Annotated in this window: 17 protein-coding genes; 9 read left to right on the plus strand and 8 right to left on the minus strand. The window is 58.2% G+C overall.

Annotated features, from left to right (window positions below; translation table 11 throughout):
* The first annotated feature begins 27 nt into the window (after positions 1-27).
* Together ACIP66_RS01390 and ACIP66_RS01395 are read left to right on the plus strand one after the other, a co-directional pair.
* The gene (locus ACIP66_RS01390; protein WP_400644613.1) at positions 28-624 is read left to right on the plus strand and encodes a paraquat-inducible protein A; all 597 of its coding nucleotides are present in this window, start codon (positions 28-30) and stop codon (positions 622-624) included.
* On the plus strand, positions 621-1,310 hold the full coding sequence (locus tag ACIP66_RS01395) for a paraquat-inducible protein A (protein WP_159814077.1): 690 nt from the start codon (positions 621-623) through the stop codon (positions 1,308-1,310). Before ACIP66_RS01390 ends, ACIP66_RS01395 begins: the two co-directional genes overlap by 4 nt.
* On the opposite strand, the gene ACIP66_RS01400 is transcribed toward ACIP66_RS01395, so the two are convergent.
* Positions 1,243-4,263 carry an FAD-binding and (Fe-S)-binding domain-containing protein gene (locus ACIP66_RS01400; protein ID WP_400644616.1) on the minus strand — a complete coding sequence of 1,007 codons (3,021 nt, stop codon included), beginning with the start codon at positions 4,261-4,263 and terminating at the stop codon, positions 1,243-1,245. The two genes, ACIP66_RS01395 and ACIP66_RS01400, sit on opposite strands and share 68 nt — an antisense overlap.
* A gap of 158 nt (positions 4,264-4,421) precedes the next feature.
* Between ACIP66_RS01400 and ACIP66_RS01405 the strand changes: the two genes are divergently transcribed.
* On the plus strand, positions 4,422-5,306 hold the full coding sequence (locus tag ACIP66_RS01405) for a LysR substrate-binding domain-containing protein (RefSeq protein ID WP_053121272.1): 885 nt from the start codon (positions 4,422-4,424) through the stop codon (positions 5,304-5,306).
* Between the two features lie 279 nt (positions 5,307-5,585).
* Here ACIP66_RS01405 and ACIP66_RS01410 read toward each other — a convergent pair whose 3' ends face one another.
* Together ACIP66_RS01410 and ACIP66_RS01415 are read right to left on the minus strand one after the other, a co-directional pair.
* Entirely contained in the window at positions 5,586-6,191 is a 606-nt protein-coding gene (locus ACIP66_RS01410; RefSeq protein WP_400644619.1) for a DUF6338 family protein, read from the minus strand.
* Between the two features lie 166 nt (positions 6,192-6,357).
* Entirely contained in the window at positions 6,358-7,563 is a 1,206-nt protein-coding gene (locus tag ACIP66_RS01415; protein ID WP_400644621.1) for an NAD(P)/FAD-dependent oxidoreductase, read from the minus strand.
* Between the two features lie 293 nt (positions 7,564-7,856).
* Here ACIP66_RS01415 and ACIP66_RS01420 point away from each other — a divergent pair, with 293 nt between their 5' ends.
* Positions 7,857-8,405, plus strand: a complete 549-nt coding sequence (locus ACIP66_RS01420; RefSeq protein ID WP_159814087.1) for an Rrf2 family transcriptional regulator — start codon at positions 7,857-7,859, stop codon at positions 8,403-8,405.
* Between the two features lie 62 nt (positions 8,406-8,467).
* On the opposite strand, the gene ACIP66_RS01425 is transcribed toward ACIP66_RS01420, so the two are convergent.
* Positions 8,468-8,803 carry a hypothetical protein gene (locus ACIP66_RS01425; RefSeq protein ID WP_400644624.1) on the minus strand — a complete coding sequence of 112 codons (336 nt, stop codon included), beginning with the start codon at positions 8,801-8,803 and terminating at the stop codon, positions 8,468-8,470.
* 186 nt (positions 8,804-8,989) lie between these two features.
* Between ACIP66_RS01425 and ACIP66_RS01430 the strand changes: the two genes are divergently transcribed.
* On the plus strand, positions 8,990-9,229 hold the full coding sequence (locus ACIP66_RS01430; protein ID WP_053121283.1) for a hypothetical protein: 240 nt from the start codon (positions 8,990-8,992) through the stop codon (positions 9,227-9,229).
* Between the two features lie 109 nt (positions 9,230-9,338).
* Here the strand turns inward: ACIP66_RS01430 and ACIP66_RS01435 are convergent, their stop codons facing one another.
* Positions 9,339-9,536 carry a DUF2188 domain-containing protein gene (locus tag ACIP66_RS01435; protein ID WP_400644627.1) on the minus strand — a complete coding sequence of 66 codons (198 nt, stop codon included), beginning with the start codon at positions 9,534-9,536 and terminating at the stop codon, positions 9,339-9,341.
* 210 nt (positions 9,537-9,746) lie between these two features.
* Here ACIP66_RS01435 and ACIP66_RS01440 point away from each other — a divergent pair, with 210 nt between their 5' ends.
* Positions 9,747-10,109: an NUDIX hydrolase gene (locus ACIP66_RS01440; protein WP_053121286.1), complete on the plus strand. Its 363-nt coding sequence runs from the start codon at positions 9,747-9,749 to the stop codon at positions 10,107-10,109.
* A gap of 4 nt (positions 10,110-10,113) precedes the next feature.
* On the opposite strand, the gene ACIP66_RS01445 is transcribed toward ACIP66_RS01440, so the two are convergent.
* From ACIP66_RS01445 to ACIP66_RS01455, 3 genes are all read right to left on the minus strand, one after another.
* Positions 10,114-10,353: a DUF1652 domain-containing protein gene (locus ACIP66_RS01445; protein WP_053121289.1), complete on the minus strand. Its 240-nt coding sequence runs from the start codon at positions 10,351-10,353 to the stop codon at positions 10,114-10,116.
* A 108-nt stretch (positions 10,354-10,461) separates the two neighbouring features.
* Entirely contained in the window at positions 10,462-11,361 is a 900-nt protein-coding gene (locus ACIP66_RS01450) for a polysaccharide deacetylase family protein (protein WP_400644632.1), read from the minus strand.
* Between the two features lie 131 nt (positions 11,362-11,492).
* Positions 11,493-12,440: an ABC transporter substrate-binding protein gene (locus tag ACIP66_RS01455; RefSeq protein ID WP_400644635.1), complete on the minus strand. Its 948-nt coding sequence runs from the start codon at positions 12,438-12,440 to the stop codon at positions 11,493-11,495.
* A 296-nt stretch (positions 12,441-12,736) separates the two neighbouring features.
* Between ACIP66_RS01455 and ACIP66_RS01460 the strand changes: the two genes are divergently transcribed.
* From ACIP66_RS01460 to ACIP66_RS01470, 3 genes are all read left to right on the plus strand, one after another.
* Entirely contained in the window at positions 12,737-13,723 is a 987-nt protein-coding gene (locus tag ACIP66_RS01460) for an aliphatic sulfonate ABC transporter substrate-binding protein (RefSeq protein WP_400644638.1), read from the plus strand.
* Positions 13,724-13,784: 61 nt separating this feature from the next.
* Positions 13,785-14,627: an ABC transporter permease gene (locus tag ACIP66_RS01465; protein ID WP_159814103.1), complete on the plus strand. Its 843-nt coding sequence runs from the start codon at positions 13,785-13,787 to the stop codon at positions 14,625-14,627.
* 47 nt (positions 14,628-14,674) lie between these two features.
* Positions 14,675-15,355 carry an SOS response-associated peptidase gene (locus tag ACIP66_RS01470; RefSeq protein WP_212544593.1) on the plus strand — a complete coding sequence of 227 codons (681 nt, stop codon included), beginning with the start codon at positions 14,675-14,677 and terminating at the stop codon, positions 15,353-15,355.
* Positions 15,356-15,507: the final 152 nt, after the last annotated feature.

The following is a 15,507-nucleotide window of genomic DNA, read 5'->3' on the forward strand; positions in this document are numbered from 1 at the left end:
CCTGCGGCCTGCTGTCGAGCGTTGTCCATGGTCAACTCCGAAACCCTGATCATCTGCGAGCATTGCGACTGTGTGTATGAAAAAGTCGCGCTCGCCAAACACCAGAAAACCCTCTGCGTGCGTTGCGGCGGTGTGCTGCAGCGCTTCAATGGTCTGAGCGTTGAGCAGCGTCTGGCGCTGACCTTCACCGCCGCAATGCTGTGGCTGTTCGCCAATTTCTATCCGGTTATGAGCATCAGCCTGCAAGGCCTGAAAAACAGCGCGACGCTGTGGGATTCGGTGCTCGCGCTGAGCCAAGGCCCCATCACGTTTATTGCGATGGTCGCGGCGATCGCGATCATCATCGCCCCGGCGTTTCAACTGGTGCTGCTGGTCTGGGTGCTCAGTTACGCGATGCGCTCGCAACGTGCGCCGGGCTTCAAGGTTTGCATGCGCTGGCTGGAAACGCTGCGTCCGTGGAGCATGCTCGAAGTCTGCCTGCTGGGCGCAATGGTCGCGGTGTTCAAACTCGCCGGATTGCTTGACGTGTTGCCCGGCATCGGCCTGTTCGCACTGGCCGCGCTGAGCCTGATGATGATCCGTATTGCCGGCCGCGACATTCGCGATCTCTGGGACATTCTATGAAGCGACCACCGACCGCCACCGAACTCAATCTGTGCCTGTGCCACAGTTGCGGGCTGGCCTGTGACATGACCGACGAGCCGCACGAGTGCCCGCGTTGCGACGCCCCGTTGCATCGGCGCAAAACCAATTCGATGGCGCGCACCTGGGCGTACATGCTCGCCGCATTGGCGTTCTATGTCCCGGCCAATTTGCTGCCGGTGATGAACACCACCATGCTCGGCAACGGCGCCGACAGCACGATCATGAGCGGCGTGCTGGAGTTCTGGGAGGCCGGTGCCTGGGACATCGCGCTGATCATTTTCATCGCCAGTATTGCCGTGCCGGGGATCAAATTCGTCGCCCTGACTTTGCTGCTGGTCACCGTGCAACGTGACAGCGACTGGGCGCGCAAGGAACGTTCGAAGCTGTACCGTTTCGTCGAGCTGATCGGCTATTGGTCGATGCTCGACGTTTTGGTCGTCGCGCTGGTCGCCGCGCTGGTGAAGTTTCAGGCGCTCGGTGACATCGAACCACGACCGGGCATTCTGTTTTTCGGCCTGGTCGTGGTCTTCACCATGCTCGCGGCGATGAGTTTCGACCCGCGCATGATCTGGCGTAACGCCCCGGACGACGCAGACCTCAACCGCGCAGAACCTGCAACAACACCTGCAACGGATGGCGCAGTGCCCGATCCGACTGGCGCTTGACCTGGCTGCGGCACGAATAACCGGTGGCCAGCGCCTCGCCCTGCTCCACCGGCGCCTCGACCTGACGCGCCCATGATTGCTCGTAAATCACCGCCGACGTTTCGCGGTTGCGCGCTTCGTGACCGTAAGTGCCGGACATCCCGCAGCAGCCAGTAGCCTGCGTCGCCAGTTGCAAACCCGCTCGTTCGAACACTTGCTCCCACTGACGGGTGGCGGCCGGGGCGTTGGTTTTCTCGGTGCAATGCGCCAGTAAGCGGAACGCTTCGCCACGTTTCTTTTGCTCGGGCATGACCTTGAGCAACCACTCCTGCATCAGTGCCACTTCCGGGCAGTTCTGCATGCCCGGCACTTTTAGGTATTCCTGGCGATAGACCAGAGTCATCGCCGGATCAAGTCCCACCAGCGGCACGCCGATTTGCGCCAACTCACCGAGCTGGCGGGCATTGCGCAATGCCGCGCGATTAAACGCCGACAAGAAACCCTGCACGTGCAGCGGCTTGCCATTGGCACTGAACGGCGCCAGATAAACCTGATAACCGAGACGCGAGATCAACTCGACCAGATCCGCCAACAACGGCGCCTCGAAGTAGCGCGTAAACGCGTCTTGCACCAACACCACACTGCGTTCACGTTGTGCCTGAGTCAGCGCTGACAGGTTGTCGACCGTCGCTGGCAACACCTGCCAACGGCGCATCGCCGCATGGAAATCAAAACGGCTGAGCAACGGCACATCAACCATGCCACCGACACGCTCCAGCAAGCCGCGCACCCACGCGGCGCCCATCAAACCGTTGTACAGCGCCGGAATCCGCGCCATGTACGGAATGCTGTACTCCAGCGAAGCAATCAGATAATCCCGCGCCGGGCGCAGATAACGGCTGTGATACAGCTCGAGAAACCGCGAGCGAAACTCCGGCACATTGACCTTCACCGGGCACTGTCCCGCGCAGGATTTGCACGCCAGACAACCGGCCATGGCGTCGTAGACCTCGTGGGAGAAATCCTCGGATTGCGCACGGGTGTTGCGCCAGCGCTGCCACAGCGTGCTGAAAAATGCCGGTTTGCGAATCGCGTCAGAGAGCACATCGACACCGGCCTCGCCCTGCAAACGCAGCCACTCACGCACCAGTGAAGCGCGGCCCTTGGGCGACTGCGAACGCTCGCGGGTGGCTTTCCACGAAGGGCACATCGCGTCATCGGGATCGAAGTTGTAGCAGGCGCCGTTGCCGTTGCAATGCATGGCCGCGCCGTAGCTTTGCCAGACTTTCTCGTCGATCTGCCGATCGAGTTCACCGCGCAGGGTGACTTCATCGATTTTCAGCAACACCGCGTTGCTATTCGCCGGGGTGGCGATCTTGCCGGGGTTGAACTGGTTGAACGGATCGAACGCCGCTTTCAGGGCTTGCAGCGCCGGATACAACTCGCCGAAAAACGCCGGGGCGTATTCCGAGCGCAGACCTTTGCCGTGTTCGCCCCACAGCAGACCGCCGTAACGCTGGGTCAACGCCGCAACGCCATCGGACACCGGGCGCACCAGCGCCGCCTGCTGCGGATCCTTCATGTCGAGAATTGGCCGCACGTGCAGTACGCCGGCGTCGACGTGGCCGAACATGCCGTACTGCAAACCGTGGCTGTCGAGCAGGTCGCGCAACTCGGCGATGTACTCGGCCAGGTGTTGCGGCGGCACAGCGGTGTCCTCGACAAACGGTTGCGGCCGCGCTTCGCCGGCAACGTTGCCGAGCAGGCCGACCGCGCGTTTGCGCATGCCGTAAACCTTGTTCACCGCGGCCTGACCGACCGCCAAGGTGTGACCCAAGCGCTCGACGGTCTGGTCGCTGGTCAAGTGTTCGATAAAGCTTTCAACCCGCTGCTGCAGGTCTTCGGGATCGTCGCCGCAGAACTCGACGAGGTTGATCCCCAGCGTCGGCCGCTCAGCGCTTTCAGGAAAGTATTCAGCGACGCCGTGCCAGACGATGTCCTGCATCGCCAGCAGCAGAACTTTCGAGTCGACCGTTTCGATCGACAACGGCTTGAGCGCCATCAGTGCACGGGCATCGCGCAGCGCGTCCATGAACCCGGCGTAGCGGATGTTGACCAGCATCGTGTGCTTGGGAATCGGCAGCACATTGAGCCGCGCCTCGACGACAAAACCCAGCGAGCCTTCCGCGCCGCAAAGCACGCTGTTGAGGTTGAAGCGGTTGTCCGCCTCACGCAAATGCGCGAGGTCGTAACCGGTCAGGCAGCGGTTGAGATCGGGGAAGCGTTCCCGGATCAGATCGCCCTGTTCATCAATGATCTGTTGTGCACAGCGATAGACTTCACCGACGCGATCTTCGCGGGCACACAGCGCTGCAAGCTCGCTTTCTTCCAGCGGCTGGCCGTGCAAGCGTTCGCCGCCACGCAGGATCATGTCGAGTTCGAGCACATGATCGCGGGTCTTGCCGTAGGTGCAACTGCCCTGGCCGCTGGCGTCGGTGTTGATCATGCCGCCGACGGTGGCGCGGTTGGAGGTCGACAGTTCGGGCGCGAAAAACAGCCCGGCAGACTTCAGCGCGGCGTTGAGCTGATCCTTGACCACGCCGGCCTGCACGCGCACCCAGCGCTGCTCAACGTTGATTTCCAGAATACGGTTCATGTGCCGCGACAGGTCGACGACGATGCCATCGGTCAGCGATTGGCCGTTAGTGCCGGTGCCGCCGCCACGCGGGGTGATCACCACTTGCTGATACGCCGGTTCGGCAATCAGTCGTGCGACTCGCGCCACATCCTCGGCATCCATCGGAAATACCGCCGCTTGCGGCAGACGCTGATAGATCGAGTTATCGGTCGCCAACACCACGCGATTGGCGTAATCGGCGCTGATTTTCCCACGAAAGCCGCTGGCCTTCAGGGCTTTGAGGAACTGCTGATAATCAGTGGTCAGGGCTTTGGCGGGGGACAGCTGGGCAATCATCGGTCAGGTTATCTCGGTCAAAATCAGGCTATGTGGCGGTGAACAGTTGTACGCAACGAATGATTGCGTCAGGCTCCGCCATCTAATGGTGCCCATGTTCATTGCTGACCGACGCTGGGACAACCGTAAATTCGACCCACTATTGATGACTTTTACGAATGAATCCGCGCACGCTCACCCCTTCCATGTCGTTATTGCTGGCCTTTGAGGCAGCAGCGCGCCACGAAAGCTATACCCGCGCCGCCCATGAGCTGTCGCTGACACAGAGTGCGGTCAGCCGTCAGGTGCAGATTCTTGAGAAGATGCTCGGCATGCGCCTGTTCAGCCGTGAGGGCCGCAAAGTGGTGCTGACCGATGTCGGGCGCATGTATCAGCGTGAACTCTCGGAGGCACTCGGACAGATTCGCAGCGCGACGTTGCAGGCGATGGCGTTCGGTTCGGGCATTCACAGTTTGCGCCTGGCGACGTTGCCGACGTTTGGCTCGAAATGGCTGTTGCCGCGCCTCAAGGATTTCTACACAGCGCACCCAGGCATGACCGTGCATTTGCATTCGCGCATCGAAGCGATCGACTTTGATACCAGCGAAATCGACGCCGCGATTTGTGTGGGTGGCGGGGAGTGGCCGGGCTTGACCGCCCTGCCCCTGCACACCGAAGAACTGGTCGTTATTGCGAGCGCGCAGTTATCGAAGGCCGAGCGCGATGACGCCGAAGCGCACATCGCGGGGCAACTGCTGCTCAATGTCAGCAGTAATGCGCAGGCGTGGACGGAATGGTTCAGCCATCACAGCCTGCCGCACCGCAGCATGCGCATCGGGCCGAGTTTTGAAATGACCTCGCATTTGATTCAGGCGGTGCGAGCGAATATTGGCGTAGGGCTGGTGCCGCGGATTCTGGTGGAAGAGGAACTGTTGAAGGGTGAATTGCTGCAGTTGGGCGAGCCGATTACCAGTCGGCGCAGCTATTACCTGGTGTATCCACCGCGTAATGAGACGCTGCCATCGTTGAAGGCGTTTCGCGATTGGTTGGTGGAGACACTTTGAGGTGATGTGTTGTCAGTGAGTCCGCCTTCGCGAGCAAGCTCAGCTCCTACAAGAGGTAAGCGGCGCTCACAATTTCATTGTAGGAGCCGAGCTTGCTCGCGAAGAGGTCAGTCCGGACAACCTACAATTCGCGGCATGACCGCTATTGGCCAGTGGAATGTCACCCCTTCAGCGGCGGCGGGCCACTAGGCGCCTTGGGCAGCGCATTCGCCACCGGCTTGCCATCCTTTGTATAACGACGCGCCACCCACTCTGGCATTGGTTGCGGTGCTCTGGCTGTCATAGCGAACTCTCCAATTTCGGGCCGAACTCGACCCACTTGACCTTGCCGGAATCTATCAGCAAATACTCGGCGCCAAAAGGCACCTCTGTTCCATCGGAGTCCAGCCAACAGGGGTTTTGCATCACAAACTGGCCACTATTGGATTCCGGCGGCCACTCCACCGGCCAGCCAAAAACGCGCCTTTCATCGGTCAAGTGCAGGGTGACAAGGCGATGGTGCTGGGCAAAAATGCTGAACCATTCGCTGGGGTAGGAAGTTTGTTTCGTGACGTTTCTACTGCGCAGCCAACTGTGCAATTGGTCATTGGTTGCCAGATAACAGGAAAGCAACCCCAAGGTTATCGACACGACAAAAGCCCACACCGTCTCAGCCCTCGCATCCCATTGCCCTACAGAAAATCCCTTCGCGCCAACCCATAAACAGACAGATCCAACCCCCAACACAGCCCCTTGAATCACAAAAGTAAAAATCAGCGCCTGCACAATCTGTCCGAACGTATCCGGACGCTTGAACGCCGTCAGCGAGTAGAAAATCCACGCTGACAGGAATCCGGGGATCAAATACTGCAACAACGGAATAACTTCTTTGACCAGATCATCCATGATCCGAGGCTCCTTGAAAGACATGCAGGCCCATTCATAGCCCCGCGATCCAAAGCCTAGTCGACGCAGAAAATACGCCCGCCCCCAACTGTCACATCTCGTTGCGCGCTTTTGCGGCAGAAAAAAAATCCCGCTTTTGTAAGCGGGATTTTTTACAGGCTCAGAATTACGCAACCACAGGAATCATCGGATCCGCCGCCGCAAGCGCACTCACACGATCAGCCGCTGGCGGATAAATCCACTGGGTGTTGATCTGCGTCTTCAGGGTTTTGCCTTCCTGTTTGACCAGTTTCACCTGACGATCCCAGCCTTCGGTGTACACCGCGCCCCAAGCGCCGAGATCCAGACAGGTCACGTATTTCGGCTGGCTATACGGCGTTGGGTCGATACCGAGAATCTGCGCAGCGACATTGTTGCCAGCATGACGACCCAATGAAATAGCGTGCTGGCAGGTCATCAGCGCGAAATTACCGAGGTGGTCGGTGGCGGCGTAGGCGACATCGCCGGTGGCAAAAATATCGTCCTGACCGATGACTTTCAGGTTCGCATCAACGTGCAGGCGACCTTGTTTATCGCGTTCGGCAGGGATCTGCTCGGTCAACGAACTGGCGCGCACGCCGGTCGTCCAGACCACGGTTTTTGCCGCGATGTGTTGACCGTCCGACAGCGTCACGCCATTGGCATCGACCGACTGCACCGAGACACCCAGACGCCATTCAACGCCCAGCTCTTCACTCGCCTCAAGGATGGAATGGCTGATTTCTTCACCCATTGCGGCGCCGATCTTCTGCCCGCGATCAACGATGATCACGTTGATATCGGTTTCCTCGCCGAGAATCTCGCGTAGACGCCCTGGCATTTCAGTCGCGGTTTCAATGCCGGTGAATCCACCGCCCGCGACCACCACGGTATTGCGCGCCTTGCTTGACGGTTGGTCTCTGAGGGATTTCAGATGGGTTTCCAGACGCATGGCCGCTTCGATCTGGTCAACGTCAAACGCATGCTGAGCAACACCCGGCGTGGCCGATTGTGCCAGACCGCTGCCGGAAGCCAGCACCAGTTTGTCGAAGTGGAAGACTTGTTGCTGCCCGGCCGTATCGGTGTAGCCAACGGTTTTCGCTGCGACATCGATGGTGTTCGCGGCGCCTTTGATGAAGTGAACGCCGACTGCTTCGAACAGTTCACCCAGCGGTGCCGCCAGTTGATGAGCATTCGGTTCGTAGAAACGCGGACGTACACGCAGCTCGGCTTGTGGGGCCAGAACGCTGATTTCAACATCATCACGTCCATGCAGATCGACCAGACGTGTCGCGCTCAATGCCGACCACATACCGCCAAAACCTGCGCCGATAACCAGAATCTGCTGCTTCATTGTGTTTCTCCAGAAAAAGCCAAGCCGTTGAAAAAGGTGAAACGAATTTCGCCGGAGGCCCGTCGTCGCCACTCCGATAGCGCCGACTGTATTGGTCGGATATAAAACCAACAAGTCAGATTATTCGATTGTTTTGATCGAATAATCTGATCAAGCAGAATGATAAGAATCCGCCAAAAATAGCCATTCTTGCTGCTTTCAAGCACATAAAGAACAAAATCAGTCCACGCAGACAGATTGCCGAGCCTCCCTCAGGCTGATAATATTTACGACAACTTAAGTCGGAGATAAAAATGTCTCTTTACAGCGCAGGCGTCGAATACGGCATTCATTGCCTGGCATTTTTGGTGGGCAATGGTGGTGACTCTCGCGAGGCCAGCGTGCGCGACCTCGCCGAGCTGCAAGGCGTGCCAGTCGAGTATCTGGCGAAGATTTTCACCAAACTGGCCAAAGGCAAATTGGTGGTGGCAAGTGAAGGCGTGCGTGGTGGGTTCAGTCTGGCGCGACCGGCGGATGAAATCACCCTGCTCGACATCGTCAACGCCATCGATGGACGCAAGAATATTTTCGAATGCCGCGACATCCGGGGGCGTTGCGCCCTGTTTGAAGGCAATCCGCCGGAGTGGGCCACCGAAGGCACCTGCTCGATTCACGGCGCGATGATGACCGCGCAAAAGCGCATGGAAGAGGCACTTGCCCAGCAAACCATTCTCGATATCGCGAGAAAAGTCGGGCGCAAGGCCCCGGCGGAATTCGGCCAGCAAGTGGAAGACTGGATTCAGGATCGCCGCGAGAAGAAAGGCAATGTCGGCACCATCGCGCTGACCGACATTACTGACTGACCAAGCGCCCAATAAAAAAGCAGAAACCGAGGTTTCTGCTTTTTTTGCATCCAAAAATGCCGTTACAGGCAGTCACGCACCGATTTGCGCAACGAACCGGACTTGGCCCAGGGCGGCCCCTGGTACAGCGAAACGCGGCTGCCGTCCTTGTATTTGACGATATCGAGAATCTCGTCGGCCGTGATGATGCTCGGCGCGGTGATGCGATAACCGTTGGAAATCGACGTTTGCGATGTCTTGGAAACGTCCTTCTGCCACAGCGGCAAAATGCACGCGGCGTAGTCTTTGGGCGTTTTTTCGCTGGTCTTGCTGAGATTGGGTTCACCCGGAACCAGTGACGCCGGCAAGGAGCAACCTGCCAATACCGCCAACGTCAAACTTCCGATCCATATCCGCATGGGTGCTTCTCTAATCTGAAAAAAAGCGAATGTAACGTGTAACTGGTTACACATCCATCGTGGCATTGCGCCGTTGATGCGCTTTCGACAAATTTTCACAACCGCTCAGCTTAATGACAGCATCGCTCCGCCCCACCGGCGAAAATACGACTACTCTTTTTTACCGAGAATGTTCTGGAGGTGATCATGCGGCTCAATGAATACGAACACGAACTTCAACGCGACCTGCAAGCCGTCGCATCGGATCTGAGATGGTCAGCGGTCGACCTCAAACGCATTGCCGAACAATTGCGCAAATCGGGCAACGAGGCTGACGCGCAAACGGTGCTGCGCTCTTGCGAAGTGCTGCAAAGCGACGAAGAGCGACTGCAACTTTATGCCAAGGAAGTGAAGGCACGCGCAATCAGCCGGACCAAAGTCCACTGACACTTGTGGCGAGGGAGCTTGCTCCCGCTGGGTCGCGAAGCGGCCCTCGCTCTTTATCCTAAAAGGGCCTGCTGCGCAGTCCGGCGGGAGCGAGCTCCCTCGCCACAATTCAACTAACGTTGTGAATTTGCGCTTTCACCGAGCGTTTTCTGTAGCCAGGAAGTGCTGCGGCATACGCCAGCGCCTCCTCTCTGCTGGCAAATGACGCCAGTCGGTCACCTTGCGTGCAAACCCGCCAAGGGCCGTTGTTCACGCTGAGTACGTCATAGCCGTTCATGTGCATCTTGTTCAACATGGGCATGCTCATGGGTACCTCCTTTTGCAACACGGTTATTCAGCTTCACGCTTTTAACCTTACACCCTGATTTACTGGAGTGGCCGACCGCCCGGCAGCCAACGATCAGGCACTTTCGATGCACAACAATACTCAACATCCACAGGGAACCTTTAAACAAAGGCCCGGCTCGAATATTGCAGTTTTATTACGTTTTTGTGACAACCAGTAAACAGGTAACAGATGAAAGTACGCGCCACCGTCATTTGCGAGCAGGATCGCCATATCCTCCTGGTTCGCAAACCCAGATGTTGCTGGACATTGCCCGGCGGCAAAGTCGAGCCTGGAGAAACCAAAGCCGCTGCGGCTGTGCGCGAATTGCATGAAGAAACCGGGCTGGAAGCCGAAGACGTTTTGTACTTGATGGAGCTACAGAGCGGCCGCACGCAACATCACGTCTACGAGGCCTCGGTACTGAACATTGAGGAAGTACGTCCACAGAATGAAATCAGCGATTGCATGTGGCATCCGCTGAACGCAGTGCAGAATCTGAAAACCAGCGACGCGACGTTGCGCATCGTTCAGGCGTTTCAGCGGCGCTTATGACGGCTTAACCGGCGAATGCCCGGCGCCCGGCGCTGATTTCCGTGCGCAATTCACCGATGAAGTTGGAAATGTCACGGATGGTGACGAGGTGTTCCGGGGAAACGCCATTGAGCTGCAACTTGATGTCGCCGCTGGCCGGCTCACTCACCTTGATCTGTAGCAGTCCCTGCGTCGCAATGCAGTTGCATGTGAACCCCGGAAACCCGGATTCGACAATGCGGCAAATGTCCGTAATGGCAAGCATGGGGCACGCCTCGCAGGCGATGAGTCGGTCGACCCGTAGAGCATAGATGAGCGTTTTGAAATCCGCCGCCCCGAAAAATGCCAACTCCCTCACATTTTTCGGGCGACTTTAATCAGCATCACGATCCCAGATCCAGTTCCAGATCCCCGGCAAATGCACCGGCTGAGCACTTTGCTGAACCGTGCGTGCCAGCGCTGCTTTTTCCAGTGCTGCGTGATCCACATAAAACGGCTGATCCGCCAGTGGCACGCCCGTCGCCGCCGCACTGTCGAGCAGGATCTGCAGATATTCGCGCGTATGCCGAGCGGTGTAGCGGTTCAGATCATGGAAAGTCACCACCACCGGAATCACGCCGTCCACCACCGGAAATTCACCCCGCGCGATCTGCTCGCGCACTTCCGACAACTGCCGCAGCATGTTCGCACGACGCCTCGGGCTGGCATTGAAGCCCCAGATCTTGCCGTCATTGGCGCTTAAATCGGTCAACAACACGTGCAAGCCATGCTGCTGATACGCGGCAAAAGTGCGCTTGTCGTAATTCCAGAATGGTGGACGCAGCAGTTTCGGCGGCGCACCGGTAATCGCGGCAATGTCTGCCGTGCCATTGCTCAACGATTCTTCAAGTTCTTGCGGGCTCAGCGAACGATGATTGGTGTGCCAGTGGGTTGCGGTGTGGAACGCGAGGATATGACCTTCATCATGTTCGCGACGCATGATGCCGCGACCGATCTCACTGTTACCGGCCCTCGGTGCGCGGGTCTGCACGAAGAACACTGCTTTGATGCCCGGCTGAATCGGGTTGTCCTTGAGGCTATCGAGCACCGTCGCCGACGGATTCCAGAAACTCGAAGCACTGGGGCCATCATCGAAGGTCAGCAAAAAACGCACCGGCGCCTGCGCTTTCAGCTGTGTTTCGGTTTGCGCGGTCAATTCGATGGGCGCGGCGATGCAGCCAGCCAGCCCGAAAGCGATGGCCGCCGCACAGAATATTTTGAATAGCGATGTCATGTTTTGCCTTGAGCCCGACCGCTGCCGTCATATTGTCGATTGGCAAAACTCCCTCGCCCTTATCCATCCCTGCGCTCCGATCCGCGAGCCGAGGTTGGATAAGGTACACAGGGTTTGGTTCCGGCGCTTGCTCAGTGCGCCAACGCTTGCTGAAACGAGGTGTCGATAATGCCGGCGGTGGCCAGTGGCGTCGGCAGTGCCTTGACCTTGAACAGGAAGTCCGCAGTGCTTTGCAGATCCGTCGCTGCCTGCTGATCAACCGGGCCGACCGTCATGTGCGCCTGGCGCAACCAGTGCCGCGAAACCTGTTGATCGAGATTGGCCTTCTTCGCCCAGAGGTCGGCGTACTCATCGGTATGACTGTCGACCCACGCCCGCGCCAGTTTCAAACGCCCAAGAAAATCGGCGATGGCTTCACGTTTACTGTCGATCGACGGTGTCGACGCGGCGATGGCACTGAGCCCCGGCATCAGGTTTTTCGCGGTCAGGATCGGTCGCGCGCCGGAGAACACGATCTGTTGGGAAATGTACGGTTCCCACACCGGGAACGCGTCGATGCTGCCCTGCGGCAACGCGGCGGCTGCATCGATCGGCATCAGTTTGACAAAGTCGACGTAGTTTTCCGGCAGACCACCCTGCTCCAGCGCGCGCAAGGTCAACTGCTGACTCCAGGCACCGGGCCAATAGGCGACTTTTTTACCCTTCAGATCAGCGATGGTTTTCACCGGGGAATCTTTCGGCACCAGCAACGCAATGGTGTCGGGGTTTTGCCGCGACACACCGATCAGCTTCACCGGCGCCTGCTTGGCTGCCAGAAACAGAAAGCCTGAATCACCTAAAAAACCCAGATCCAGCGAACCGGTCTGCAAGGCTTCGGCCAGTGGCGCGGCGGCCTGGAAATGTTTCCAGTCGACCGTATACGGCGCATCTTTCAACACGCCGGACGCTTCAATAGAGGCGCGGATGTTGTAGTAATTCTGATCGCCGATATGCAAGACGACTGGCTCGGCCGCGTAGGAAAGTGGTGAAGCAAACAGTGCCGCAGTCAGCGCACTGCGTAGGAATCGGGAAAGCTTCATGGCGAGTCCTGCAAAGGGGATTTGCATAGACCATAACGCTCTTAATATTCAGTTTTGAAATTCGATTAATGCATAAGCTCATCACTGTCGTTTCCAACTGTTCACGGCGCAACAGTGGCTCGGCATGCTGTTCACCAGGCAACAGTTAAAAACGAGCAAACCAGCGAAAAACCCAATAAACACGGGCTAGAACGGATATGGCATAGAGCCTGCAATATTCCATTCATGCAGGAAGCATTCGCTAAAAATATCTTTTTGGACATAAGAAATCTGTGCCTTTGCCGGAGCGTTCCCCCATGAAACCGTTCTTCCCGTTCTTTCGAATCAAGACGCTGCTGGCTGCGAGCGCCATTCTCTTGAGCCTGCAACCGATTGCCCACGCCGCCGAGACCGCGCCGGCCGAAGTGCACCTCGACTACGCCTATTACTCGCCAGTCAGCTTGGTGCTTAAACATTTCGGCTTCCTCGAAAAAGCCCTGCCGCAAACCAAAGTCAGTTGGGTGCTCAGCCAAGGCAGCAACCGTTCACTGGAATACCTCAACAGTGGCGGCGTCGATTTCGCTTCCAGCGCTAGCCTCGCCGCCGTGCTGAGCCGCGCCAACGGCAGCCCGATCAAATCGGTTTACGTCTACAGCCGTGCCGAATGGACAGCGTTGGTAGTGCGCAAAGACTCGCCGTACCAGACTGTCGCCGACCTCAAGGGCAAGAAAATCGCTGCCACCAAAGGCACCGATCCATACCTGTTCACCTTGCGCAGCCTGCAACAGGCCGGGCTGAAAAAAGACGACGTTGAACTGGTGCACCTGCAACACCCGGACGGTCGCACTGCGCTGGAAAAAGGCGACGTCGACGCCTGGGCCGGCCTCGATCCGCACATGGCCGCCAGCCAGGTTCAGGCCGGTTCGCGCTTGCTCTATCGCAACCCTGCCTTTAATAGCTATGGCGTGGTCAGCGTCACCGAGCAGTACGCCAAGGAGCATCCGCAAACCATCGACACCGTGATCAAAGCCTACGAGCAGGCGCGCGAATGGTCGCTGAAAAATCCTGATGAATTCGCCGCCCTCCTCGCCAAAGAATCCGGCCTGCCGCTGGACGTGGCCAAACTGCAGCTGTCGCGCACCGACCTGAGCAGCCCGCAACTGACCGCCAACGACGTCAGCGCCTCCAAGGCTGCCGCGCCGATTCTGGTGTCGGAAGAACTGGTGCGCCGTGGCGTCAATGTCGATCAAGTTATCGATCAATTGCTCGACAGCGGTGTGCAGCAAGCCGTCGCCCGCCAGTAATTGACCAGACTCACCACGAATCCGCGCCCGTCGCGGATTTGTCGTGAGCGGAGCCCTGATCATGACCAGTCACAGCAAAGACCTGCCCGCGCCACTTGCTCTGTCGCGACGGCAGAAATCCGTTTCCAACCCGGCATGGCAGCGCCGTCTGAAAGGCCTCGCGTTGCCATTGCTGATCATCGTCGTGCTGGAAATTATCGTACGCATCGGCTGGCTGCCGTCCTACCAGATGCCGGCGCCCAGTGAGATCGCCGTGACGCTTACCGACCTTGCCGAAGGTGCGCTGTGGAAACACATCGGCGCGAGCCTGATACGTGTGCTGCTAGGTTTTGCCATTGGTGCGAGCCTGGCGCTGGTGTTCGCCGCGTGGGTCGGTTTGAGCCGCGAAGCCGAGGCGTATCTGGAACCGATGTTCGCCGCGTTGCGTTCGATTCCGAGTCTGGCCTGGGTGCCGCTTTTGCTGCTTTGGCTGGGCATCGACGAGACCTCGAAAATCGTCCTGATCGCCATCGGCGCGTTCTTCCCGGTCTACGTCAACGTAGTCGCGGCGATCCGCAATATCGACCGCAAACTGGTGGAAGTCGGGCGTATCTACGGTTTCAGTCGCTTGCAACTGGTGCGGCGAATTCTATTGCCCGCCGCCCTGCCCGGCCTGTTCACCGGGCTGCGCAGCGGCATGAGTCTGGCGTGGATGTTTCTTGTCGCTGCCGAACTGATCGCCGCAACCAAAGGCCTGGGTTATTTGCTCAGTGACGGCCGCGAAACCTCGCGTCCCGATATCGTGCTGGCGGCGATCATCGTGCTGGCCTTGCTTGGCAAACTCAGCGATGGCTTGCTCGCAGCGCTCGAACGTCGCTGCCTGAACTGGCGCGACACGTTCACCGGTCAGGGCGCCAAGGATTGAATGACCGTTAGCATCTAAGCTGAAAGCGTCCAACCGGAGGTTCAGCCATGTGCGGAAGACTCTCGCAGTACCGGGGCATCCATGACTTTGTCGCGGTGCTGAGCATTCCCGACGCACTGATCAATCATGTCGGCGATGCGCCGCTGGCGCATTACAACGCGGCGCCGACCACGTCGCTGGCGATTCTTCATCAACACGAACAGCAGATTTACGCCGATACCCTGCGCTGGGGCTGGCGTCCGCATTGGGCCAAGGATCGCGCCGCGCCGATCAATGCGCGGGTCGAGAAAGTCGCCCATGGGCCGTTCTTCCGGGCCATCTGGAAACAGCGCCTGATCGTGCCGGTCGACAACTGGTTTGAGTGGGTCGATGCCGAGGACAAAACCCGACAACCCTGGCTGATTCGTCGGGCGGATCATGGGCCGGTTTTCTGTGCTGCCATCGGGCAATTTCCTACACCAGAAAAACCGGCGCGCGACGACGATGGTTTCGTCATCATCACCGCCGACAGTGCTGGCGGGATGATCGATATTCATGATCGCCGCCCCGTGGTATTCCGCGCTGACTTAGTGCGCGAATGGCTGGATCCAGCGACACCGGCTGAACGCGCCGAGCAAATGTTGCTGTTCGAGGGGGAAAGCAGTGAAGCGTTCGAATGGCACAAAGTCGGCAAAGCGGTCGGCAACGTACGCAATCAGGGGCCCAGTTTGATCATTCCGCAGCCCTAAACATCTACCCGAGCCGTACGTCTATCGATGTAGGAGCTGCCGAAGGCTGCGATCTTTTGATGTTGATTGTAAAAAACAACATCAAAAGATCGCAGCCTTCGGCAGCTCCTACAGGTGATTCCATATCTTTACAAAGGCTGTTTCACGCTTGA

It is taken from the genome of Pseudomonas sp. NPDC088429, from assembly GCF_044753305.1.
Taxonomy (GTDB): Bacteria; Pseudomonadota; Gammaproteobacteria; order Pseudomonadales; family Pseudomonadaceae; genus Aquipseudomonas; species Aquipseudomonas rustica.